This is a genomic window from Variovorax sp. PBS-H4 (assembly GCF_901827205.1).
GTDB lineage: Bacteria > Pseudomonadota > Gammaproteobacteria > Burkholderiales > Burkholderiaceae_C > Variovorax.
Map to the genome: position 1 here is coordinate 1,203,188 of NZ_LR594675.1, position 22,466 is coordinate 1,225,653.

The window sequence follows — 22,466 nt, forward strand, 5'->3', positions numbered from 1 at the left end:
ACCAGGCGGTGCTGAAGCGATTGCGGACCGTGCACTCGCCTACCATTGCCGCATGGACGCACGCGAGATCGCTCCCGCCGCCGAGCGCAACAAGCAGCCCATCCTCGAGGTGCTCGCACGCGTATTGCCGCCGCGCGGCCTCGTGCTTGAGATCGGCAGCGGCACCGGGCAGCACGTGGCGCACTTTGCCAAGGCTTTGCCTGCCCTCACTTTCCAGCCCAGCGAAATGGACGTCGAACGCCATGCTTCCATCGTGGCGTGGGCGGCGGCAGGCAACCTGTCCAACGTAAAACCGCCGCTCGCCATCGATGTCATGAAGCGCCCCTGGCCGGTATCCGCGGCCGACGCGGTCGTGTGCATCAACGTGATCCACATCTCGCCGTGGGAAGCCACGCTCGCGTTGATGGCGGGCGCCGACAGGATCCTGCCTGCCGGAGGCTTGCTTGTCACCTACGGCCCGTACATGCGCGACGGCGCCCATACATCGCAGAGCAATGAAGCGTTCGACGCGAGCTTGCGCGCGAGGAATCCGCGCTGGGGTGTGCGCGACCTCGACAGGGTGGCGGAAGTCGCAGGCGATCAAGGCTTTGCACTGGAAGAGGCGGTCGCGATGCCGGCAAACAACTTCACGCTGGTCTGGCGGAAATAAAAACGGTACCTCGGGCGCCCGAAGCCGGGCTCCTTGAACTCCGACCCGCCCCATCGGAGCAGTGAAAAGTGGGCAGCGCGCCGGCCGCACGGCGCTTCGCTCCTGTCCAGCTTCTCACGAGGATCAGTCCTGCTGATGCTCTGAATGCATCAATACGACCAAACATTGCAATTCTCCTAACGAAGCGTGCGCCGCACACTTGCTCCCAGAACGGCTGCCGCCTGCAGCCAGCAAGGAGACAGCAATGGACGCACAGCAGGATCAACTGCAATCGTGGATCGGACGAAGCGAGACAGTCGAAGACACCGTCAACCCCACGCCGGTCGTCGCACTGACGGCGACGCTGGACCATCCGGCGACACCGGTGGTCGCGGGCACCAGGCTTCCGCCCCTGTGGCACTGGCTCTACTTCCTGCCGATGCATCGCCAGAGCGAGATCGGCGAAGACGGCCACGCCAGGCGCGGTGGCTTCCTGCCGCCGGTTCCGCTGCCTCGGCGCATGTGGGCCGGCGGCCAGTTCGAGTTCCGCTCCCCGATCCGCGTCGGCGACCTTGTCGCGCGAACCTCGACCATCGACGACGTCACGACCAAGGAAGGCCGCACGGGCAAGCTCGTGTTCGTGAAAGTCCGGCACGAGGTGCGCTGCAACGGTGCCACCGAGCCGGCGCTGGTCGAGTTTCACGACATCGTCTACCGCGAAGCGCAGCGTCCCGAAGATGTCGCGCCCTCGCCGCAATCCGCGCCGACCGAGGCCGCCTGGCGCCGCCAGATCGTGCCGGACGACGTGCTGCTGTTCCGCTACTCGGCGCTCACCTTCAACGGCCACCGCATTCACTACGACCGCCGGTACGTGACGCAGGTCGAAGGGTACCCTGGGCTGATCGTGCACGGCCCCTTGATCGCGACGCTGCTGATGGACCTCCTGCGCCGCCAGCTTCCCGAAGCCGACGTGGAGAGCTTTCGCTTTAAGGCCGTGCGCCCGACCTTCGACTTGAACGCGTTCCACGTCAACGGTCAACCGCAGGCCGACGGCAAGACGATCCACCTCTGGGCTTCGGACCACGAGGGGTGGCTCACGATGGACGCCACCGCGGTGCTGCGCTGATCCGTTCACCTACTCGAGAGAAAACCCATGCAGCCACTCAAGGGCATCACTGTCGTCACGCTGGAGCACGCCATCGCGGCGCCCTTCGCCACTCGCCAGCTGGCCGACCTCGGCGCCCGCGTCATCAAGATCGAACGCCCGGGATCAGGCGACTTTGCGCGCGGCTACGACGAGCGCGTTCGCGGCCTGGCGTCGCACTTCGTCTGGACCAATCGTTCGAAGGAAAGCCTCACGCTCGATGTGAAGCATCCCGAGGCTGCCCGCGTGCTCGAGCGGCTCGTCATCGAGAAGGCCGATGTCGTGGTGCAGAACCTCGCACCCGGCGCCGCGGCGCGCCTCGGCCTGGGCTACGACAAGCTCTCCGGGGCCAAGCCGGGCCTGATCGTTTGCGATATTTCCGGCTACGGTGACGACGCCCGCCATCCCGGACCGTACCGCGACAAGAAGGCCTACGACCTGTTGATTCAAAGCGAGGCCGGCTTTGTTTCCGTCACGGGCACGCCCGAAGAGCCTTGCAAGGCCGGCCCCTCGATCGCGGACATCGCCGCCGGCATGTACGCCTACAGCAGCATCCTGGCGGCGCTGCTGCAGCGCGGCCAGACCGGCAAGGGCCAACGCATCGACATCTCGATGCTGGAATCGCTGGCCGAGTGGACCAGCTACCCGCTCTACTACGCCTTCGAAGGTGCCGCCCCGCCACCGCGCACCGGCGCCAGCCACGCGACGATCTACCCCTACGGACCGTTCCCGGCCGGCGACGGCACGACCGTGATGCTCGGCCTTCAGAACGAGCGCGAATGGGTCAGCTTCTGCGACAAGGTGCTGGAGCAACCCGAGCTCGCGAAGGATCCGCGGTTCACCGCCAACTTCAAGCGCGTGGCAGAGCGAGCCGCGCTGCGTCAGATCATCGTGGACGCGTTCCAGCCGCTGACGGGAGGGCAGGTGGTCGAGCGACTCGAACGGGCCCAGATCGCCAATGCGCAGGTCAACACGATGAAGGAAGTCTGGGCCCATCCGCAGCTCCAAGCACGTGGGCGCTGGACCGAGGTGGGGACGGCCATGGGACCCGTGCCCGCCATGCTGCCCCCGGGCACCTGGAATACCGGCCCCCGCATGGACCCGGTGCCGGCACTCGGCGAGCACACGGACGCGATCCTGGCCGAGCTCGGCTACAGCGCGGCCGAGATCGCCGCGCTGCACACATCCGAAGCCGTTTGAGGTCGCTGTCATGGCCGCCGAACACCTGCCTTTCCCACGCACCTATCTCTTCGTACCCGGCACCCGGCCGGAACGCTTCGACAAAGCGCTGGCCAGCGGCGCCGACACAATAGTCCTGGACCTCGAGGACGCGGTGGCTTCCGACGACAAGGCCACTGCGCGCAGCACCGTCGCGGCTTGGCTGGCGGGCGCAATGCCCGCAGACCTTTCGCGCATCGTGGTGCGTATCAACGACGCCCACTCGTCCTGGTTTGCCGACGACCTTGCGGCATTGGCCGACGTCCGCGGGGTCGGCGTGCTCCTGCCCAAGGCCGAGTCGGCCGGGCAGATCGTCGAGGCCCAGGCAGCGTTGCCCGAGGCGGCCATCCTCGCGCTGATCGAAAGCGCGCGTGGTGTGGCGGAAGTCAACCGCATCGCGGCCGCCGGGGCTCGGCGCCTGGTGTTCGGCACGCTCGATTTCGCACTCGACCTCGACATGGACATTTCGACGGACGCCTCGGGGCTGGACTATGCAGCCAGCCGCATCGCGATCGCCTCGCGCGTGGCGGGGCTGCCGGCTCCGGTGGCGGGCGTGACGCCGCAACTCGAGGACGAGGCCCGCCTGCTGTCGGATCTTGCCGATGCGCGCAGGCTGGGCTACGGCGCCAAGCTTTGCATCCACCCACGCCAGGTACAGCCCATCCACGCGGCGCTGCGTCCGGCAGCCGAGGCGCTGGAGTGGGCCCGGCGCGTCCTGGCGGCCGATGCCGCATCCCCGGGCGCCGCCCGGCTCGACGGACGCATGGTCGACCGTCCGGTCGTGCTACAGGCGCAACGCACGCTGGCCCTGGCCCGCAACTGACCCCATTCACAACCTTCGCAGAAAGAGACAAGCACCATGGCCTCCACCATCATCGACTCGCGCATCTTCGGCGACATGTTCAGCGACGCACGCATGCGAGACGTCTGGTCCGACGAAAACCGCACCGCGAAGTACCTCGACATCGAGCGCGCGCTCGCGAAAGTCCAGGGCGAGCTCGGCATCATTCCGAAGGAAGCGGCGGACGAGATCGTCCGGAACTGCAATCTGTCGCAGATCGACTGGGCCCGGCTGAAGGCCAAGACCGAGCAGATCGGCTACCCGATCATCGCCGTCGTCAACCAGATCAACGCGAACTGCCGCGACAAGCTCGGCGAGTACTGCCACTGGGGCGCCACGACGCAGGACATCACGGACACGGCCGCCGTGCTGCAGATGCGCGAGGGCCTGGCGTTGGTGGAGCAGGATCTGGACGAGATCGGAGATGCGCTGGCTGCCCTGGCGACGAAGTACCGCGACACGCCTGTCATCGGCCGCTCCAACCTGCAGCAGGCCACGCCGATCACCTTCGGCTACAAGATGGCGAGCATCCTCGCAGGCATCGACCGGCACCGCCAGCGCCTGCAGCAACTCAAGCCCCGTGTCCTGATGGGCGAGTTCGGAGGTGCGTCGGGCACCTTGTCATCTCTGGAGAAGGGCGCCATGGAGACCCAGGCCGGCCTGATGAAGGAACTGGGACTGGCCCAGCCGCTGATCTCGTGGCACACGGTGCGCGACACGATCGCGGAGGTCGGCGCCTTCCTCGGCCTTGTCGGAGGCTCTCTCGGAAAGATCGCGATGGACGTCAAGCTGATGATGCAGACCGAAGTCGCGGAGGTCTACGAGCCCTTCGCGCCGGGCCGGGGCTCCTCGTCGACCATGCCGCAGAAGCGCAACCCGATCTCCTGCCTCTACATCCACGCCAACATCTCCGTGGCGCGCCAGCATGCGGCCGCACTGATGGATGCCATGGTTGCCGACCACGAGCGCTCGACCGGGCCCTGGGAGATCGAGTGGGTATCGCTCCCGGAAATCTTCTGCCTCATGTCAGGCGCCTTGAAGCAGACCCGGTTCATCCTCAAGGGGCTCGAAGTGGACGCCACTCGCATGCGCACCAACATCGACATCACCAACGGCCTCGTGATGTCCGAGGCCGTGATGATGGGCCTGGGTCCCTACATCGGCCGCGAGTACGCCCACGACCTGGTGTATGACCTGTGTCGGCAGGCGCTCGCGGAGAACCGGCCCTTGATCGAGATCCTGGCGGCCCACCCGGAGATCAGGAAGCACGTCACACGAGCCCAGCTCGATGCGATGTGCGACCCCGCCAACCATCTCGGCCAGGCCGGCGTCATGGTCGATCGCGTGCTGGCGGCACGGCGCTAGTCCACCCCTGCGTTTCACCTCGGCCGGGCCAACGCAGCGGCGCAGTCCGGCAGGCACCCATGCGCCCTGAATTCGGAGACAACATCATGAACATTCAAAAACTGCTGAAGCTGCTCTACGTCCAGGTCCTGATCGGCCTGGTCCTGGGCATCACCGTTGGCCACTACTGGCCCGAGTTCGGCGCCGCCCTCAAGCCGCTCGGCGACGGCTTCGTCAAGCTGGTCAAGATGATGATCGCGCCGGTGGTGTTCTGCACCATCGTGAGCGGCATCACATCGCTCGGAGACTCCAAGGAGATCGGAAAGACCTTGCTCAAGGCGATGGGGCTCTTCTACGCCCTGACGGTTCTTGCGCTCGTCACCGGCCTGGTCACCGTCCTGCTGATACAGCCGGGCGCGGGCATGCATATCGATCCGAAGAACCTCGATGCGTCCGTCGCGACCCGCTTCGCGAATCAGGTGCACATCCACGGCTTCACGGACTTCGTCATGCACATCATCCCCAACGCCTTCGTCGGCGCATTCGCCGAGGGCGAGGTGTTGCCGGTACTGCTGCTGGCCGTGCTCTGCGGATTCGGCCTGACGAAGATCGGGACGGCGGCAAAGCCGGTGCTGGAGGGCATCGAAGGCTTTTCCCACATGCTCTTTGCCGCCTTCGGCATCATCATGCAGCTCGCACCGATCGGCGCATTCGGCGCAATGGCATTCACCGTAGGGCGCTACGGCATCAAGTCGATCGGATCGCTCGGGCTGCTGATCGGGACCTTCTATGTCGCCTGCATCTTCTTTGTCGTCGTGGTGCTCGGTGTGTTGTCGCGTCTGCACGGGTTCAAGCTGTGGCAGCTCATGCGATACATCAAGGAGGAGTTGCTCGTGGTGCTCGGCACCTCGTCGAGCGAACCGGTGCTCCCTCGTCTGCTGCTGAAGCTCGAAAGGCTGGGCTGCAAGAAGGGGGTTGTCGGGCTGGTGCTTCCGACCGGCTACTCGTTCAACCTCGACGGGACGGCCATCTATCTCACGCTGGCGTCCATGTTCATAGCCCAGGCCTGCGACATCCACCTGACGTGGCTCCAGATCGGCTCCATGCTGGGCGTCATGCTGCTCACGTCCAAGGGCGCAGCGGGAGTGACGGGCAGTGGCTTCGTCGCCCTGGTGGCCACGCTGACGGTCATGCCGGACCTGCCGGTGGCCGGCGTGGCGCTGATCGTCGGGATCGATCGCTTCATGTCCGAGGCACGGGCGCTTACCAGCACCATCAGCAACGCGGTGGCCTGCATCGTGGTCTCCATGTGGGAGAACGCATGCGACCGCGACGTATTGAAGCGGGAACTGGCGGCGAACTACGCCAACACGGAGCACGAGCTCGAAGAAGGTTCGGGAGACCTCCAATTGCCGCTCGGCCACGCGGGTACGGCACGCTGAGACGGGTGGATGTCACGGCGCCCGCTTTCCTTCGCTTCAACGCACAGCGCGGCGGCCTTCCGGTTTGCCGCGTTTTGCCTTCATCTCAGAGAAGAACGCATAAAGCTGCTGTGCCGCCGGCGACAGGGTTCGGCCCTTGCGCTGGATGAGGCCGATCTTGCGGGTGATCACCGGGTCGTAGAGCGGGACGCTGACAAGCAGCGGATGGTCCGCGTCCGGCATGGCGATCGAAGGCACCGCAGCCACACCGAGGCCGGCCTCCACGAGGCCGAGCATCGTCGTGACGTGCTGGGTTTCGTAGATGCTCTGCGGTCGCCCCGCCAGCCCTGAAAGGGCCTGGTCCAGCAGCAACCGGTTGCCCGACGCCTTGCTGACCGAGATGTAGTCGTACTGCGCCAGCTCCGCCCAACTCGCACGGCGCTTCTTCGCGAGCGGGTGGTCGCGTCTGCAAGCCGCGACGAAACGCTCCTCCAGCAGAGGCTTGAATTCGATGTCGGGCTCCTGGCCGCCCACGAAGTTGAGCCCGAAGTCGGCCTCGCCGCGTGCCACCGCGGAGAGCACTTCGTTGGCGCTGGCGTCGAAGACCTTGACCCTGATCTTCGGGTAGCGCTCGTGGTAGCGCGAGATCACCTGCGACAGGAAGTAGTAGACGGTCGAAGGAACGCAGGCGATGGTCACCTCGCCCATCCGCGTCGCGGCGACACCACGGATGCCCAACAGCGTGTGGTCGAGTTCGTCCAGGAGCTGCTGCACCTTCCGATCGAAGTCGCGCCCGACCGAAGTCAGGCTCACCCGGCGGGTCGTACGGTCTAGAAGCCGCACGCCGAGCGCTTCCTCCAGCTTCTCGATACGCCGGCTGAAGGCCGGCTGCGACACGTGCAGGGCCTCTGCCGCCTTGCGAAAGCTGTTGAGCTCGGCGACTGCCCGGAACGCCTGCAGGTCGTTGAGATTGAAGTTGATCGCCATCGCTTCGCTCCGCAGGCATTGACTGATCGACAGTGTGCATCAATCGATCCTAAACATGCAATTCACAACAAGCATGCAACCGAGGACCATAGGGCCAAGCTTCAAGGAAGCACCTGTTTGCCAACTCTTCAACGATCGGAGACATCAATGCCACTACATAGAGCACCCGTCCTGTGTGCCATCGCCTCGGCGGCTGCGCTTTTCTGCGGCGGCGCGCTGGCTGCCTACCCGGAGAAATCGATCACGATCGTGGTGCCGACCGCGGCCGGCGGCGCCAACGACGCCATGGCGCGAGTCATCGGCCAGGCGATGTCGGCGGCGCTCAAGCAGCCGGTGGTGATCGACAACAAGGCAGGTGCCAATGGCGCGATCGCCAGCGAGTTCGTCATGCGCGCCCCGCCGGACGGCTACACGCTGATGCTGGGCTATGTCGCCACGCATGCAATGAATCCTGCCTTGCAGAAGTTGCGCTACGACCCGGTGAAGGACTTCGAGCCCGTCGGCATGGTTGGAACTTCCGCGACACTGATGGTCGTCCATCCGTCGGTGAAGGCGAACAATGCCAAGGATCTCGTCGCGGCGCTGAAGGCCGCGCCCGACAAGACCAGCTATGCGTCTGCCGGCAACGGGACGGCGCCGCATTTCGCCGCGGAAATGTTCAAGCTGTCGACGGGCACCAGCATGCTTCATGTTCCGTACAAGGGGTCCGCGCCCGCCATCACCGACACCATCGGGGGCCAGACCCAGGTCATGTTCCCGAGCCTCTTCACTGCCATTCCCTACGTGAGGGGCGGCAAGCTCAAGGCGATCGGCGTGGCAGGCAGCAAGCGTTCGCCGCTGATGCCGGAGGTCCCGACGCTCAAGGAGCAAGGCATCGACAACGTGGACGTCTCGCAGTGGTACGGCATCTTCGCGCCTGCCAAGACGCCCAGACACGTGACCGAGCAACTCAACAAGGTCCTCAACCAGGCCCTGGCCGACAAGAGCGTGGTCAAGAAACTGGAGGACCACGGTGCCGAGGTGGAGATCATGGCGCCCGAGCAGATGCGCACGTATGTCCAACAGGAGCAGGTCAAGTGGAAGAAGGTGGTCCAGGCAGCAAAACTGACGGCCGACTGAGATGAGCAGGACCCTCCCTTGCGTGCTGATGCGTGCGGGTACCTCGCGCGGCCCTTTTTTCCTGCGGGAGTGGCTGCCCGAGGGTGACGAGGAGCGCGACCAGGCGCTGATCGGTGCGATCGGCGCCTCCGATCCGCTGCAACTCGACGGCGTGGGCGGCGGCAGCACCCTCAACAGCAAGGTCGCCATCGTCTCCCGCTCGAAGGAGCCTGGTTGCGACCTGGACTACCTGTTCGCACAGGTGGGAGTCGGCCACCGATCCGTCGACACCCGTCCGAATTGCGGGAACATGCTGTCGGGCGTCGCGCCCTTCGCGATAGAGCAGGGCCTGGTCGCGGCGCAGGACGGGGTCACGCGGGTGCGCGTCTTCAACGTCAACACCCAATCGCGCATCGACGTCACGGTCAGGACGCCCGGCAGGCGCGTCACCTACGAAGGAGATGCGCGCATCGACGGTGTGGCCGGTACCGCCGCACCGATCCTCCTCAACTTCCTGGACGCATGGGGCGCCGTGACCGGCAGGGTCTTTCCGACCGGCCGGCGCATCGACACGATCGACGGCGTCGAGGTGACCTGCATCGATGCGGCGATGCCGCTCATGATCGTGCGCGCGCGGGACCTCGGCGTGACCGGCTCCGAAAAGCCCGCGGCGCTGGACTCCAATGCGGCGCTGCTGGAGCGGCTTGAGGGCTTGCGTCTGCAGGCTGGCTTGCTGATGGGGCTGGGGGATGTCTCCGCCAGTGTCATTCCCAAGCCGGTGCTGGTCAGCGCGGGCAACTCGCCCGAAAGCATCACCTCGCGCTACTTCACCCCGCACCGCTGCCATGCTTCGCATGCGGTCACCGGCGCCATCGGCGTTCTCAGCGCCTTTGCGCTTCCGGGCACGGTCGCCAGCGGCGCCGCGGCGCGTGAGCCGGGCCGCCACGACCTGGTGCTGCTGCATCCGGCCGGGCAGATCGACGTGGAGGTCGAACTCGACGGCCGGGCCGAGCAGGCGACCGTGAAGGCGGCTGCACTGGTGCGTACCGCTCGAAAGATCATGCAGGGCGAAATGCAGTTGCCCGACTATGTCTTCACCCGACCCGATGCCGTTGCGCCCATGGTGGCCAGCTTCCCGCGCAAACCGATCACTGTCATCGTGCCCACCCGGGCAGGGGGAGGCAACGACACGATGGCCAGGATCATCGCTGCCGAGCTGAAGCCCTTGCTCGGCCAGGAGGTCCTCGTGGACAACCGTGCCGGCGCGAACGGTGCCATCGCGAGCGAGTACGTCGCCAAGGCGGAACCGGACGGCCACACCCTCATGTTCGGGTACGTGGGCACCCACGCCATGAACCCGGCATTGCAGAAGCTGGGCTACCACCCGCTCAACGATTTCGAGCCCGTCGGATTGATCGGATCGTCCCCGACCCTGATGGTCGCCAACCGGCACGCGGGCTTCGACGACGTCCGCGGCCTCCTGCAGCGTCTGCGCAGCAGGCCAGGCAGCATCCGTTACGCATCGGCGGGTGACGGTACGCCGCCGCACTTTGCCGCGGAACTGTTTCAGCTCAACACGGGCACGAAGATGGAAGGCAGAACCTACGAAGGCGCAGCGCCTGCCATCGTGGACACTCTCGACGGCCGCTCGCAGGTGATGTTTCCCAGCCTGTTCACAGCGCATCCCTTCATCCTCGACGGTCGGCTGCGTGCCCTGGCCGTTGCCGGATCAGCGCGTCTCGCCGCGTTGCCCGCGGTGCCTGTGCTGTCGGAATCAGGCATCCGGGAAGTCGACGTGTCCCAGTGGTATGGGCTGTTTGCGCCCGCAAGCACCCCGCCCGCCGTCATTGCGCAGCTCAACCGCGCCCTGAACCAGGTTCTTGCCAACCCGCAAGTGGCCGCCCGGTTCGAGCGCCAAGGCGCGAGCGTCGAGGCCGGGCCTCCCTCTGCGCTTGGAGATCGCGTACGGCACGAACTGCATCGCTGGCAGGCCGTGGTGGCCGAGGCCGGGCTGGCGCCGCAAGACATCCGCCTGCTTGCCGCGGAGTGATCGTCCCCGCGGCCTCAGCCGTGCGTGCGCGACCAGTCGATCAACGCGTCGCTGAACTGCTTGGCTGCCGGCGACAGGGAGCGTCCGGTGTGAAGCACCAGCACCACTTCGCGCTGGATCGTCGGGCGGTGGATCGGCCGCAGTTGCAAGTGCAGCGCCTCAGCCAGCGGCTGCATCGAGCTGGTGAGGATGCCGATGCCCAGGCCGCCTTCGACCATGCCCGCGATCGTGAGCGGCAGCGAAACCTCGTGGCGCAAGGCCAGCACGAGGCCTTCGCTCGCCAGCGCGAAGTCCAGCAGCGTGCGCACCGGGTTGCCCTTGCGCGGGCCGATCAGCGGCTCGGCGAGCAGGTCGCGCCACGTCAGGTCGCGCTTGGTCGCCAGCGAGTGACCCTTCGGCAGCACCGCGAAGAAGTTCTCGTGCCACAGTGATCGCATGCCCAGTTCCTGGTGGCTGCCGAAGGCGGTGCCGAGCCCGAAATCGACCGCGCCGCTGTGCACCATGCTCAGCACCTCGTCTTGCGAGACGTCGAAAAGTTCGACCTTGATGCCCGGATGGCGCTCGGCAAAGGCGCCCATCACGCGCGGCAGCACCATGGCGGCCTGGAGCGAAGACGCAGCGATCGAGACCCGCCCGCGCCCGAGCGTCTTGAGCTCCGCCGAGCTCCCGACCACCGCGTCGAGGTCGGCCAAGGTCTTGCGCGCGAGCGGCAGGATCTCGGCGCCAGCCTCCGTCAGCCGCAGCATCCGGGTGTGACGGTCGAACAGGCGCAGGCCGAGCACATCCTCCAGCTCCCGCAACTGCGTGCTGACGCTGGACTGCGGCAGCCCCAGGGCGTCACCCGCCCGCGTAAAGCTGAGCGCCTCGGCGACGGCCACGAACACACGCAACTGGCGAAGGCTGATATTCATAGTCGAATGCGATGAATATATAGCGATGCGAGTGTTTTTCAGATAGCCGAGTTCTGCCAGCATGAGGCCATGCCCGTGGCGAAGCGGTTTTTCGCCGGGTCGGCTTCCAAAGTTCCCAGGAGCCCAAGCGCTGCCATGACGAGCCCGATGTCATCGCGCCTGCAGCCACTCGCACAGCATCTGCACCTGTGCGCGCTCCGCTGCCAGCTCGGCCGCCTTCACCTTGTCGCGGACCGCTTCACGCCGGGCCAGCTCGGCAGGCGTCTTCATCGAACGGCGCAGCGCGCGCAGCGGGGCGATGACCTCGGCGCGCCAACGGGCCACGAGCGCCTCGGCCTGCGCCAGCGCGTCGGCGTCCAGCGCATGGCCCTGCGAGGCGGCCCAGCGCGCGAACAGGTGCAGCACCACGTCCAGGTTTTCCTCGTCCTGGCGGCGCAGCAGCGAGCGCTCCAGCGAGGCATCGGCGTAGAGCGCTGCAATGCCGTTCCAGGCCGTGTCGGGGTCGATGGTGCGCATGCGGGTCGCGAAGTGGCGGCGCCACTATGCCCGAATGTGCGCGCCAGCGGGAGGGCTGGCGCATGACGGCCGCGTCGCGCCTGGTGGTTGCCATCACCGGCGCCTCGGGCTTTGCCTACGGCCACCGCCTGCTCGAACTGCTGCGGCCCACCGGCATCGAGGTGCACCTGATCGTGAGCCGCGCCGCTCAGCTCACCATGGCCTGCGAGACCACGCTGCACCTGTCGGACGTCACGGCCCTCGCCGCGCAGGTCCACAAGAACGAGGACATCGGTGCCTGCATCGCCAGCGGTTCCTGCCGGACCCTCGGCATGGTGGTCGCGCCCTGCTCGATGAAGACGCTGGCCGAGATCGCCCATGGCACCGGCGGCACGCTGGTGGCGCGCGCCGCCGACGTGATGCTCAAGGAGCGCCGCCGGCTGGTGCTGCTGGCGCGCGAGACGCCGCTGACGCTCACGCACATCCGCAACATGCTGGCCGTCACCGAGATGGGCGCGATCGTCGCGCCCCCGGTGCCGGCCTTCTACGCACGGCCGCAGAACCTGGACGAGATGGTGGACCACACCCTCGGCCGGGTGCTGGACCTGTTCGACATCGACGTTGGCGCAGTCAGGCGCTGGACGGGGCCCGCTTCGGGGCGTTCCTTCGACGAAGCCAAGGCAGGAAACAACGATTCATGAAGTACTTCGAGTACAGCGAGCCGGCCTCGCTGGACGAGGCGGTCGCGCTGCTGCGCGGCGGGCCCGTGCCGGCCAGCCTGATCGCCGGCGGCACCGACCTGATGGTGCAGATGAAGGAACACGTGCGCCAGCCGGCCCACGTGATCAACATCAAGAAGATCCCGGGAATGGACGACTTCGCGTTCGACCCGCGCGCAGGCCTGGTGCTGGGCGCGCTGGTGACCACGCGGCAGGTCGAGACATCGCCCGTCACCCTTCGCCACTATGCGAGCCTGGCGCGGGCGGCCACCGATTTCGCCTCCATCCAGGTGCGCCATCGCGCCACCGTGGTCGGCAACGTATGTCGCGCCTCGCCCTCGGCCGACACGCTGCCGGCGCTGATCGCCGACGGCGCGGTGCTGCGCATCCACGGGCCCACCGGACAGCGCCGCTGCGCGGTGGAGGATTTCTGCACCGGCCCGGGACGCACCGTGCTCGCACCGGACGAGATCGTCACCCACATCGACATCCCGGCGCCGCCGCCGCGCACCGGCAAGGCCTACATCAAGCATGGCCGGCGCGCGCAGATGGAACTGGCCACCGTCGGCGTCGCGGTGCGGGTCACGCTCGATGAACGCGGCGTGACGCAAGACGTGGCCATCGTGCTGGCCGCGGTGGCGCCCACGCCGCTGCGCGCAGCCAGGGCCGAAGCGGTGCTGCGCGGACGCAGGCCCACGGCCGAACGGCTGGCCGATGCCGCGCTGGCCGCGAGCGGGGAAGCCCGTCCCATCGGCGATGTGCGCGGCAGCGCTGCCTACCGGCGCGACATGGTGCGCGTGCTGACGCGCCGCGCACTCGAGCAGGCCCTTGAGGAGATCCAGGCATGAAGCAGAGAACCGTTTCCTTCACCGTCAACGGCGAGGCGCGCGAGATCGCGGTGGCGACCAACCGCAGCCTGCTCGACGCGCTGCGCAACGAGGCCGCGCTCACCGGCACCAAGAAGGGCTGCGACGTCGGGGAGTGCGGCTCTTGCACCATCCTCATGGACGGACGCCCCGTCAATGCATGCCTGGTCCTCGCGCTGGAAGCCGACGGCAGCGAGATCACCACCGTCGAGGGGCTGCAGGCCGCCGACGGCACCCCCCACCCGCTGCAGGAGTGCTTCATGCAGTGCGGCGCGGCGCAGTGCGGCTTCTGCACGCCCGGCATCCTGGTCGCCGCCAAGGCGCTGCTGGACGAGAACCCCAAGCCCAGCGTGGACGAGATCCGATTCGCCATCGCCGGCAACATCTGCCGTTGCACCGGCTACACCAAGATCATCGACGCCATTTCACTGGCCGCGCGAAGCGGCGGCTGCGAGGAGCGGCGCAACCGCCAAGAGGAGGTGGCGCCATGAAGAAGCCCGCCCAGGCCATCGTGGGGATGAGCGTCAAGCGCTCCGACCTGCTCGCCAAAGTCACCGGCGATGCCAAGTACGTCGCCGACATGACGCTGCCCGGACTGCTCCATGCCCGCAGCAAGCGCAGCAATATCGCGCATGCGCGCATTCGCCGCATCGACACCGCCCGTGCCCTGGCGCTGCCGGGCGTCAAGGCGGTGCTGACGCACGAGAACGTGCCGCGCGTGCTGCACGCGGGCTCCCCGCATCCGCGCTCGGCCTCGGTGACGTGCGACCAGTACATCCTCGACGACAAGGTGCGCTACTGGGGCGAGACGGTCGCGGTGGTGGCGGCCACCAGCGAGGAGATCGCCGAGGCAGCGCTGGAGCTGATCGAGGTCGAGTACGAGGCCCTGCCCGCGGTCTTCACCGTCGAGGACGCCGCTCGGCCCGAAGCCCCGCAGATCCACGACCGCGAGCCCGGCGGCAACCTGGTGCTCCCGCCCGTGGTGGTGAGCCGCGGCGACATCGCGCAAGGGTTCGCGCAGGCCGATCTCGTCATCGAGGGCGAGTACGAGGGCGGCCGCCCCACGCCGGCCTACATGGAACCCAACGCCTGCATGTGCCAGTGGGACGGCAATGGCAACCTCACGGTGTGGATCTCGACGCAGACCGCCTTCATGGTGCGCGGCATCATGGCCGAGGTGCTGGGGCTGCCGCTGCACAAGGTGCGCGTGCTGGTCGACCACATGGGCGGCGGCTTCGGCGCGAAGCAGGACCTGTTCCAGAGCGAGTTCCTGTGCGCGCTCCTGGCGCGCCAGACGCGCCGGCCGGTGCGCATGGAATACACCCGCGAGGAAACCTTTCTCGGCGGGCGCACGCGGCACCCGGTCAAGATCTGGCTCAAGCAGGGCTTCCGCAAGGACGGCACCCTGACCGCGCGGCAGGCGCGCATCGTCTACAACTCCGGCGCCTACGGCTCGCACGGCCCCGGCGTGACCATCGTCGGCACCAACGCGATGACCTCGCTCTACCGCTGCGACAACGTGCAGCTCGAGGGCCGCTGCCTCTACACCAACAGCCCGATCGCCGGCGCTTTCCGCGGCTACGGCGTGGTGCAGACTTACTACGCGCTCGACATCCAGATGGATGAGGCGGCCCAGCAGCTCGGCATGGACCCGGCCGAGCTCAAGCTGAAGAACGCGGTGCGCGAGGGCGATCTCGCGCCTTCGAACCATCCGCTGATCGGCCATGGGCTGGAAGACTGCATCCGCCGCGGCATGCAGGAGGTGGGCTGGGCAGCACTGCGCCGGCGCTCGCGTGATGCGCACGGGGCCCAGCGCCGCGGCTGGGGCATGGGCTGCGAGATGCACGGCAGCAGCGCCTACCCCGGCATCAAGGAACAGGGCAACGCCATCGTGAAGATGAACGAAGACGGCACGGTGGTGCTGCTCACCGGCACCGCCGGCCTGGGCACCGGCGCGCACACCGCGCTGGCGCAGATCGTGGCCGAGGAGCTGGGCGTGCGCTTCGAGTCGGTCTCCGTGATGCATGGCGACACCGATGTGGTGCCGTGGGACATCGGCGCCTTCGCCAGCCACACGACATACCTGGGCGGCAGGGCGGCACAGATGGCGGCGCAGGAGATCAAGCGCCAGCTCTTCGAACGCGCCGCCGCGCTGCTGGAAGTCGCCCCCGGCGATCTCGAGTCCGCCGACGGCACGATTTACGTGCGCGGCACGGACCGCAGCCTCGGCGTGCGGGATGCCGTCGCGCCGCGCAAGGGCATCCCGGCGGCGCAGTTCGTCGGCAGCGCGACCTACCACCCGACCAAGTCCTACTCGTTCGCGGCCCATTTCGTCGAGGTCAACGTCGACGTCGAGACCGGGCAGATCACCGTGCTGCAGGTGGTGCCGGTGCACGAGATCGGCAAGGTGATCCATCCGGTCGCCGCGGCAGGGCAGATCGAGGGCGGCATCCAGCAGGGCATCGGCCACACGCTGTACGAGGACTACCAGATCGACCTGCAGACTGGCCGCTCGCTGAACGCGAACTTCGTCGACTACAAGATGCCGCTGTCGATGGACATGCCGACGATCCGCACCGTGATCCTGGAGACCGCGCCCGATCCCGGCGGACCATTCGGTGCCAAGGGTGTGGGTGAAGACCCGATCGTCGCCATCGGCCCGGCCATCGCCAACGCCGTGTACGACGCCATCGGCGTGCGCTTTCGCCATTACCCGATCAAGCCCGAGCAGGTGCTGCAGGCGCTGCGCGAACAGCAGGCCGCTCTCCCATCCCCGCACGAAGAAGGAGTTCCCGCATGAACCACAACGAAGCGCAACGCCCGGTGCCCGTCACCATCCTCACCGGCTTCCTGGGCGCCGGCAAGACCACGCTGCTCAACCACATCCTGACCGAGCGCCACGGCCACCGCATCGCGGTGATCGAGAACGAGTTCGGCGAGGTGGACGTGGACTCCGACCTGGTGCTGGCCTCCGAGGAGGAGATCTTCCAGGTCGCCAATGGCTGCATCTGCTGCGTGGTCGACGTGCGCAACGACCTGGTGAAGATCCTGCAGAAGCTGCTCGAGCGGCAGGACCAGTTCGATCACATCCTGGTGGAGACCAGCGGCCTGGCCGATCCGTCGCCGGTGGCCGCCACCTTCTTCATGGACAACGAGGTCGCCAGGAAGGTGGTGCTGGATGGCGTGGTCACGCTGGTCGACGCCTTGCACGTGCAGCCTCACCTGGACGATCCGGCCCTGGCCGAGTACGACAACCAGGCGGTGACGCAGATCGTCGTGGCCGACCGCATCCTGCTGAACAAGTCCGACCTGGTGGCGCCCGCGCAGCTGCAGGAAGTCGAGCGCCGCATCCGCTCGCTGAACCAGAGCGCGCCCATCCTGCGCACGGTGCAGGCACAAGTGGACCTGTCGCTGATCCTGGGGCTGCAGTCCTTCGAATCGGATGCGCTGTCGATGACCGACCCGCACTTCCTGGAGGACGCGCACGGACAGGCGGACGACCAGCACCACGACCATGACCATGACCATGACCACGATCATGTTTGCGACGCGCACTGCGGCCACGGTCCCGTGCCGGGCCTCTTCGCGGCACCCGGACACACACACGACCCATCCGTCGCGTCGGTCTCCTTCACCTTCGACCGCCCCTTCGACGCGCAGCGCCTGCAGCGCTCGCTGCAGGACCTGCTGTCGATCCGCGGCGACGACATCTTCCGGGTCAAGGGCATCCTGCACGTGCAGGGCGACGATCGCCGGCACGTCCTGCAGGGCGTGCACCGCATCCTCGAGCTCAAGCCGTCCATGCCCTGGTGGGACGAAACGCCCGCCAGCAAGCTCGTCTTCATCGGCCGCCACCTGCAGGACCACAAGCTGCGCGCCCGCCTGGAGGCCTGCCTGGCCGACGCCCTGTCCCCGACCGCATCCCACGAGGCGCTGGAAGCCGCCTGAAGCGCTTCGATTTTTTTCGACCAGGAGATTTCATTCATGATCATCGACATCAGCTGCTATCCCACCGACCAGGTCGACCTGGCCTGGTGGCATGACGGCGAGGCCTACAGCGCCGAACGCCTGCTGGAGACGATGGACGGCCCCTACTGGGTCAACGGCAAGCCGCGGCGCATCGACAAGGCCTTCATCCAGCCGCCGCAGGGCAACACCATCTACACCTGGACCGACGGCGACAAGTCGGGGCGCCAGTCGATCGACGACTACATGGCCTACACGCTCAAGTGCGTGCAGGACCATCCGGACCGCTTCATCGGCTGCTTCGTCTACAACCCGCGCTGCGGCGTGAAGAACGGCGTGGAGGCCATCGAGCGCTACGTCGTCGAGCACGGTTTCAAGATGGTGCAGATGCAGGCCAACATGCATGCGTACCGGCCCGACCGCGCGCTGGACTGGGTGCGCCCCGCCTTCGAGAAGTGCGCCGAGCTGGGCATCCCGGTCAAGCTGCACACCGGCGACGGGCCCTACAGCATTCCCACCGAGTGGGTGCCCATGATCAAGGCCTTTCCGAGCGTCAACTTCATCATGGCGCACTTCGGCGTGCAGACCGGCGGCGTCTATTGCTTCGAACCCTTCCAGTGGGCGCAGGAGCTGCCCAACGTGTTCTGCGAATCCGGCTGGTGCCTGCAGTCGCGCATCGTGGAGTTCGCCAAGGTGCTGCACCCGAGCAAGATCATCTTCGGCTCGGACACGCCGCCCAACGAGCCCGGCATGTGGCTGCGCCTGCTGGAAGTGCTGTGCACCAACCCGCCGCAGGGCCTGAACCTCAGCGAGGAAGCGCTCGAGGACTACCTGGGCAACAACATCGCGCGCATGGTGGGCATCGAGGCCACGCCCGCGCCGCGCAGCTTCGAGGACGCCTGCAAGCGACTCGGCCGCCAGCTCGATCCGCAGCCCGTGATCGACCTCTACTGACAAGACCTCCCGGAGACGAGAACATGATCATCGACACCCACCTGCACCCGACCAACCTGGTCGACGAGGCCTGGCGCCACACCGGCACGCCCTTCAACGGCGAGCGCATGCTCAAGCTGATGGACGGCCCCTACATGATCAATGGCAAGCCGCGCCGCATCGACATGGGCTTCATCCAGCCGCCGCCGGGCAACACCGGCTACCGCGACGGCAACCGGCGCGGCCGCGAAGGCATCCGCGACTACATGGCCTACATCGCCGAGCTGACGCAGAAGTACCCCGACCGCTTCATCGGCAACTTCAACTACAACCCCCGCTGGGGCCCGGAGAACGGCGCGGCGGAGCTCGAATTCCACATCAAGGAGTACGGCTTCAAGATGATCAAGCTGCACGCCAACATGCACGGCTACCGGCCCGATCGCGCCCTCGAATGGCTGCGCCCCGCGATGAAGGTCTGCGCCAAGTACAACACCGTGGTGCTGATCCACACCGGCGACGGGCCGTTCACCATCCCGACGATGTTCTATCCGATCATCCGCGAGTTCCCGATGGTGAATTTCGTCATTGCGCACTTCGGCATCCAGACCGGCGGCAACTACTCCTTCGAGACCTTCTGGATGGCCATGGACACGCCCAACGTGTATGTGGAATCGGGCTGGTGCTTCCAGGCCCGCATCGCGGAGTTCGCCAAGGAACTGCCGCGCCACAAGCTCGTGTTCGGGACGGACAGCCCGCCCAACGAGCCCGGCATGTGGCTGCGCGAGCTCGAGATGCTGTGCCGGCCCCCGCCGCACGGCATCGGCATCGACGAGGACCAGCTCGAGGACTACCTGGGCAACAACATCGCGCGCCTTTGCGGCATCGAGACCACGCGGCCACCGCGCAACCAGGAAGAGGCCAAGGTGCGCCTGGCCGACACCTACGCCACGCTGAAGTAGAGCGTCCTGCGGCGGCCCGCGAGGCCGGCGCACGGACCCGGAACCGCCCAGGAGTTGCTTCATGACATCGCAAGCCAAGCTGCTCGAGGACACCGGCCAGGACCTGCACAGGTTCATGGCCGCCTACCGCGAGCTCTTCCCGGACGACGTGCTGACCGTGCGCGAGCCCGTCGGGCCGGACCAGGACGTGACCGCGGCGGTCTGGTCGCTGGCCGCGCAGGGCCGCCATCCTGCGCTGGTGTTCGACAAGGTCGAGGGGGTCGGCGCGCCGCTGGTCACCAACCTGTTCGGCTCCCGCGAGCGCGTGGGGCGCATGCTCGGCGGCGTCCCGCCCGCGGGCATCCACGCGGAATACCAGGCACGCAGCCGTCGCATGACGGCCCCGCGCGAAGTCGCCTCCGGCGCGGTGACGCAGCGGGTGAGCCGTGGGCCGGTGGATCTTTCCGAACTGCCGACCATCCGCCATTTCGCGACCGACCGTGGTCCCTACATCACCAACGCCATCATTGCCGCGGAAGACCGGGAGGCCGGCATCGGCAACCTGAGCTATCACCGCTCGATGGTTCATTCACGCGACGAGATCGCCACCAGCCTGCACTCGCGCGGCCATCTGTGGCGCATGCTGCAGGCGGCCCAGGCCCGCGGCAGGCCGCTCGCGGTGGCGATGGTGGTCGGCGCACATCCGCTCTTCATGCTGGCCGGCGCGGCGCGGCTGCCCTACGGCGTCGACGAGCGCCACGTGGCCGGCGGGCTCTTCGGCGCCCCGCTGGAGGTGGTGCGCACGCCGAAGTACGGCATCGCCGTGCCGGCGCACGCGGAGTTCGTGCTCGAAGGCGTGATCGACCCCGAGGCCCATGCCGAGGAAGGGCCCTTCGGCGAGTTCACCGGCTACTCGTCGGACCGCTCCACCAACAACCTGCTGCGGGTGGAAACGCTGATGCGCCGCGACGACGCCTGGCTGCTCGACGTGGTCGGCGGCAATTCGGCCGAGCACCTCAACCTGGGCCGCATCCCGCGCGAATCCGAGATGGTGGAGAAGCTCAGGGAGCGCTTCCCCGGCGTGACGGCGGTGCACTACCCGAGTTCGGGCACGCACTTCCATGCCTACGTGGCGCTGAAGCAGTCGCGTCCCGGCGAGGCGCGCCAGGTGATGCTGGGGCTGCTGGGCTGGGACCCATACCTCAAGACGGTGATCGCCGTGGACGAGGACGTCGACATCACGCGCGACGAAGAAGTGCTGTGGGCATTGGCCACGCACTTCCAGCCGCACCAGGACATGTTGATGGTCGAGGGCCTGCCCGGCAGTGCGCTCGATCCCTCGGCGTCCGGCGTGGGCACCACCTCGCGCATGGGGCTGGACGCGACGCGCGGCCCTGCCTTCGATGGCGTGCGCGCTCGCATCGACGATGCGGCCATGGCGCGCGCCGCGGGCTTCCTCGCCCGCGCCGGCCGCCGCTGAATGCAAGGATAAAAACCAGGAGACAAGCACCATGACTGAATCTGCCAACGCGCGGTCCGACACGTCGCCCGTGCATCCCGTCGACGAGATCCTGCCGCTGCACAAGATGGGCACGCTGGCGCTGCAGCACGTGCTGGTGATGTACGCCGGCGCCATCGCGGTGCCGCTCATCATCGGCGGCGCGCTCAAGCTCCCCAAGGGGGACATCGCCTTCCTGATCTCGGCCGACCTGTTCTGCTGCGGCCTGGTGACCATCCTCCAGTGCGTGGGCATCGGCAAGGTGGGCATCCGCCTGCCGATGATGATGGGTGTCACCTTCACGGCCATCGCGCCCATCATCACGGCCGGTTCCAATCCGGATCTCGGCTTGCGTGCGGTGTTCGGTGCCGTGATCGTCGCGGGCCTCTTCACGCTGCTGGTCGCGGGCCAGGTCGGCAAGATGGTGCGATGGTTTCCGCCCGTGGTCACCGGCACGGTGGTGCTCGTCATCGGCATCTCGCTGATGCGCGTGGGCATCAACTGGGCGGCCGGCGGCAGCCCGACCTTGCCGAGCCCGAGCGGCCCGATCCCCAATCCGAACTACGGCGTGCCGCTGCACCTGGCGATCTCCGGCGTGGTGCTGCTCTCCATCCTGTTCATCATCGCCACCTGCAAGGGCTTCCTGTGCAACATCGCGGTGCTGCTGGGCATCGCGACCGGCTTCGTCATCGCGCTGGCGCTCGGCCAGGTGAGCTTCGCCGGGCTGGACACCGCCTCTTGGGTCCAGGTCATCACGCCCTTCCACTTCGGGCTGCCGACCTTCGACCTGATGACCTCCGTCACGCTGTGCGTGGTGATGGTGGTCATCATGGTGGAGGGCGTCGGCCAGTTCCTCGCGCTCAGCGAAGTGGTGGGGCGCCCGCTGCAGAAGGACGACGTGGCGCGCGGGCTGCGCGCCGATGGCGTGGGCGCGATCGTGGGCGGTGTGTTCAACACCTTCACCTACACCTCCTACGCGCAGAACATCGGCCTGGTGCAGGTCACCGGGGTGCGCAGCCGCTGGGTGTGCGCGGCGGCGGGCGTGCTGCTGATGGTGCTGGGCTGCCTGCCCAAGCTGGCCGTGCTGGCCGCCTCGATCCCGCAGTACGCGCTCGGCGGCGCGGCGCTGGTGATGTTCGGCATGGTGGCGGCCACCGGCATCCGCATCCTCGGGCATGTGGACTTCGTCGGCAACAAGAAGAATCCGTACATCGTGGCGGTCAGCCTGGCGCTGGGCATGATCCCGCTGGTGGCCGACCGCTTCTTCGCGCAGCTGCCGGAGCTGCTGGCCCGCTTCTGCCAGAACGGCATCCTGCTGGGCACGCTGACGGCCGTGCTGCTGAACCTGCTGTTCAACACCCGCGAGTCGGCGAATCCGTCGACCAGCATCGCGCGCGGAGTCGCCTGAC

20 protein-coding genes are annotated in these 22,466 nt (G+C 67.3%); 17 read left to right on the forward strand and 3 right to left on the reverse strand.

The window, feature by feature from the left end:
* Window positions 1-52 precede the first annotated feature (52 nt).
* The 6 genes from E5CHR_RS05695 to dctA all read left to right on the forward strand — a co-directional run bounded on the left by E5CHR_RS05695 (window position 53) and on the right by dctA (window position 6,617).
* Window positions 53-649: a DUF938 domain-containing protein gene (locus tag E5CHR_RS05695; protein WP_162578784.1), complete on the forward strand. Its 597-nt coding sequence runs from the start codon at window positions 53-55 to the stop codon at window positions 647-649.
* Window positions 650-893: 244 nt separating this feature from the next.
* Window positions 894-1,754, forward strand: a complete 861-nt coding sequence (locus tag E5CHR_RS05700; RefSeq protein WP_162578785.1) for an FAS1-like dehydratase domain-containing protein — start codon at window positions 894-896, stop codon at window positions 1,752-1,754.
* A 27-nt stretch (window positions 1,755-1,781) separates the two neighbouring features.
* Window positions 1,782-2,972 carry a CaiB/BaiF CoA transferase family protein gene (locus E5CHR_RS05705; protein WP_162578786.1) on the forward strand — a complete coding sequence of 397 codons (1,191 nt, stop codon included), beginning with the start codon at window positions 1,782-1,784 and terminating at the stop codon, window positions 2,970-2,972.
* A gap of 10 nt (window positions 2,973-2,982) precedes the next feature.
* A complete protein-coding gene (locus E5CHR_RS05710; RefSeq protein ID WP_162578787.1) occupies window positions 2,983-3,813 on the forward strand; it encodes an HpcH/HpaI aldolase/citrate lyase family protein in 831 nt (276 codons plus the stop codon).
* Between the two features lie 36 nt (window positions 3,814-3,849).
* Window positions 3,850-5,196 carry a class-II fumarase/aspartase family protein gene (locus tag E5CHR_RS05715; RefSeq protein WP_162578788.1) on the forward strand — a complete coding sequence of 449 codons (1,347 nt, stop codon included), beginning with the start codon at window positions 3,850-3,852 and terminating at the stop codon, window positions 5,194-5,196.
* Window positions 5,197-5,282: 86 nt separating this feature from the next.
* Window positions 5,283-6,617: a C4-dicarboxylate transporter DctA gene (gene dctA, locus E5CHR_RS05720; RefSeq protein WP_162578789.1), complete on the forward strand. Its 1,335-nt coding sequence runs from the start codon at window positions 5,283-5,285 to the stop codon at window positions 6,615-6,617.
* Window positions 6,618-6,653: 36 nt separating this feature from the next.
* Here dctA and E5CHR_RS05725 read toward each other — a convergent pair whose 3' ends face one another.
* Window positions 6,654-7,583 (reverse strand): LysR family transcriptional regulator, encoded by a 930-nt coding sequence (locus E5CHR_RS05725; protein ID WP_162578790.1) that lies wholly within the window; start codon window positions 7,581-7,583, stop codon window positions 6,654-6,656.
* A 147-nt stretch (window positions 7,584-7,730) separates the two neighbouring features.
* Between E5CHR_RS05725 and E5CHR_RS05730 the strand changes: the two genes are divergently transcribed.
* A complete protein-coding gene (locus tag E5CHR_RS05730) occupies window positions 7,731-8,702 on the forward strand; it encodes a Bug family tripartite tricarboxylate transporter substrate binding protein (protein WP_162578791.1) in 972 nt (323 codons plus the stop codon).
* 1 nt (window position 8,703) lies between these two features.
* On the forward strand, window positions 8,704-10,731 hold the full coding sequence (locus E5CHR_RS05735; protein WP_162578792.1) for a 4-oxalomesaconate tautomerase: 2,028 nt from the start codon (window positions 8,704-8,706) through the stop codon (window positions 10,729-10,731).
* Window positions 10,732-10,745: 14 nt separating this feature from the next.
* Here E5CHR_RS05735 and E5CHR_RS05740 read toward each other — a convergent pair whose 3' ends face one another.
* Together E5CHR_RS05740 and E5CHR_RS05745 are read right to left on the reverse strand one after the other, a co-directional pair.
* Window positions 10,746-11,642 carry a LysR family transcriptional regulator gene (locus E5CHR_RS05740; RefSeq protein WP_162578793.1) on the reverse strand — a complete coding sequence of 299 codons (897 nt, stop codon included), beginning with the start codon at window positions 11,640-11,642 and terminating at the stop codon, window positions 10,746-10,748.
* Window positions 11,643-11,792: 150 nt separating this feature from the next.
* Entirely contained in the window at window positions 11,793-12,158 is a 366-nt protein-coding gene (locus E5CHR_RS05745) for a TIGR02444 family protein (protein ID WP_162578794.1), read from the reverse strand.
* A gap of 62 nt (window positions 12,159-12,220) precedes the next feature.
* On the opposite strand from E5CHR_RS05745, the gene E5CHR_RS05750 reads away from it, so the two are divergent.
* From E5CHR_RS05750 to E5CHR_RS05790, 9 genes are all read left to right on the forward strand, one after another.
* Complete coding sequence (locus E5CHR_RS05750; protein WP_162578795.1) at window positions 12,221-12,838, forward strand: UbiX family flavin prenyltransferase; 618 nt, start codon at window positions 12,221-12,223, stop codon at window positions 12,836-12,838.
* Window positions 12,835-13,704 carry an FAD binding domain-containing protein gene (locus E5CHR_RS05755; protein WP_162578796.1) on the forward strand — a complete coding sequence of 290 codons (870 nt, stop codon included), beginning with the start codon at window positions 12,835-12,837 and terminating at the stop codon, window positions 13,702-13,704. Before E5CHR_RS05750 ends, E5CHR_RS05755 begins: the two co-directional genes overlap by 4 nt.
* On the forward strand, window positions 13,701-14,213 hold the full coding sequence (locus tag E5CHR_RS05760; RefSeq protein ID WP_162578797.1) for a (2Fe-2S)-binding protein: 513 nt from the start codon (window positions 13,701-13,703) through the stop codon (window positions 14,211-14,213). Before E5CHR_RS05755 ends, E5CHR_RS05760 begins: the two co-directional genes overlap by 4 nt.
* On the forward strand, window positions 14,210-16,522 hold the full coding sequence (locus E5CHR_RS05765) for a xanthine dehydrogenase family protein molybdopterin-binding subunit (protein ID WP_162578798.1): 2,313 nt from the start codon (window positions 14,210-14,212) through the stop codon (window positions 16,520-16,522). The genes E5CHR_RS05760 and E5CHR_RS05765 overlap by 4 nt, the downstream gene beginning before the upstream one ends.
* On the forward strand, window positions 16,519-17,670 hold the full coding sequence (locus tag E5CHR_RS05770) for a CobW family GTP-binding protein (RefSeq protein WP_162578799.1): 1,152 nt from the start codon (window positions 16,519-16,521) through the stop codon (window positions 17,668-17,670). The genes E5CHR_RS05765 and E5CHR_RS05770 overlap by 4 nt, the downstream gene beginning before the upstream one ends.
* Window positions 17,671-17,706: 36 nt before the next feature.
* The gene (locus E5CHR_RS05775; RefSeq protein ID WP_162578800.1) at window positions 17,707-18,642 is read left to right on the forward strand and encodes an amidohydrolase family protein; all 936 of its coding nucleotides are present in this window, start codon (window positions 17,707-17,709) and stop codon (window positions 18,640-18,642) included.
* Window positions 18,643-18,665: 23 nt separating this feature from the next.
* Window positions 18,666-19,580, forward strand: a complete 915-nt coding sequence (locus E5CHR_RS05780) for an amidohydrolase family protein (RefSeq protein ID WP_162578801.1) — start codon at window positions 18,666-18,668, stop codon at window positions 19,578-19,580.
* A gap of 61 nt (window positions 19,581-19,641) precedes the next feature.
* A complete protein-coding gene (locus E5CHR_RS05785) occupies window positions 19,642-21,039 on the forward strand; it encodes a UbiD family decarboxylase (protein ID WP_162578802.1) in 1,398 nt (465 codons plus the stop codon).
* A 31-nt stretch (window positions 21,040-21,070) separates the two neighbouring features.
* Window positions 21,071-22,465: a nucleobase:cation symporter-2 family protein gene (locus E5CHR_RS05790; RefSeq protein ID WP_162578803.1), complete on the forward strand. Its 1,395-nt coding sequence runs from the start codon at window positions 21,071-21,073 to the stop codon at window positions 22,463-22,465.
* Window position 22,466 lies beyond the last annotated feature (1 nt).

Excerpts from the sequence above, each read along its gene's own strand:
- E5CHR_RS05735 (WP_162578792.1), top strand. The coding sequence starts at position 8,704 with ATGAGCAGGACCCTCCCTTGCGTGCTGATGCGTGCGGGTACCTCGCGC.
- E5CHR_RS05765 (WP_162578798.1), top strand. The coding sequence starts at position 14,210 with ATGAAGAAGCCCGCCCAGGCCATCGTGGGGATGAGCGTCAAGCGCTCC.
- E5CHR_RS05755 (WP_162578796.1), top strand. The coding sequence starts at position 12,835 with ATGAAGTACTTCGAGTACAGCGAGCCGGCCTCGCTGGACGAGGCGGTC.
- E5CHR_RS05785 (WP_162578802.1), top strand. The coding sequence starts at position 19,642 with ATGACATCGCAAGCCAAGCTGCTCGAGGACACCGGCCAGGACCTGCAC.
- E5CHR_RS05780 (WP_162578801.1), top strand. The coding sequence starts at position 18,666 with ATGATCATCGACACCCACCTGCACCCGACCAACCTGGTCGACGAGGCC.
- E5CHR_RS05710 (WP_162578787.1), top strand. The coding sequence starts at position 2,983 with ATGGCCGCCGAACACCTGCCTTTCCCACGCACCTATCTCTTCGTACCC.
- E5CHR_RS05725 (WP_162578790.1), bottom strand. The coding sequence starts at position 7,583 with ATGGCGATCAACTTCAATCTCAACGACCTGCAGGCGTTCCGGGCAGTC.
- E5CHR_RS05745 (WP_162578794.1), bottom strand. The coding sequence starts at position 12,158 with ATGCGCACCATCGACCCCGACACGGCCTGGAACGGCATTGCAGCGCTC.
- E5CHR_RS05740 (WP_162578793.1), bottom strand. The coding sequence starts at position 11,642 with ATGAATATCAGCCTTCGCCAGTTGCGTGTGTTCGTGGCCGTCGCCGAG.
- E5CHR_RS05750 (WP_162578795.1), top strand. The coding sequence starts at position 12,221 with ATGACGGCCGCGTCGCGCCTGGTGGTTGCCATCACCGGCGCCTCGGGC.
- E5CHR_RS05715 (WP_162578788.1), top strand. The coding sequence starts at position 3,850 with ATGGCCTCCACCATCATCGACTCGCGCATCTTCGGCGACATGTTCAGC.
- E5CHR_RS05700 (WP_162578785.1), top strand. The coding sequence starts at position 894 with ATGGACGCACAGCAGGATCAACTGCAATCGTGGATCGGACGAAGCGAG.
- E5CHR_RS05775 (WP_162578800.1), top strand. The coding sequence starts at position 17,707 with ATGATCATCGACATCAGCTGCTATCCCACCGACCAGGTCGACCTGGCC.
- E5CHR_RS05730 (WP_162578791.1), top strand. The coding sequence starts at position 7,731 with ATGCCACTACATAGAGCACCCGTCCTGTGTGCCATCGCCTCGGCGGCT.
- E5CHR_RS05790 (WP_162578803.1), top strand. The coding sequence starts at position 21,071 with ATGACTGAATCTGCCAACGCGCGGTCCGACACGTCGCCCGTGCATCCC.
- dctA (WP_162578789.1), top strand. The coding sequence starts at position 5,283 with ATGAACATTCAAAAACTGCTGAAGCTGCTCTACGTCCAGGTCCTGATC.
- E5CHR_RS05705 (WP_162578786.1), top strand. The coding sequence starts at position 1,782 with ATGCAGCCACTCAAGGGCATCACTGTCGTCACGCTGGAGCACGCCATC.
- E5CHR_RS05760 (WP_162578797.1), top strand. The coding sequence starts at position 13,701 with ATGAAGCAGAGAACCGTTTCCTTCACCGTCAACGGCGAGGCGCGCGAG.
- E5CHR_RS05695 (WP_162578784.1), top strand. The coding sequence starts at position 53 with ATGGACGCACGCGAGATCGCTCCCGCCGCCGAGCGCAACAAGCAGCCC.
- E5CHR_RS05770 (WP_162578799.1), top strand. The coding sequence starts at position 16,519 with ATGAACCACAACGAAGCGCAACGCCCGGTGCCCGTCACCATCCTCACC.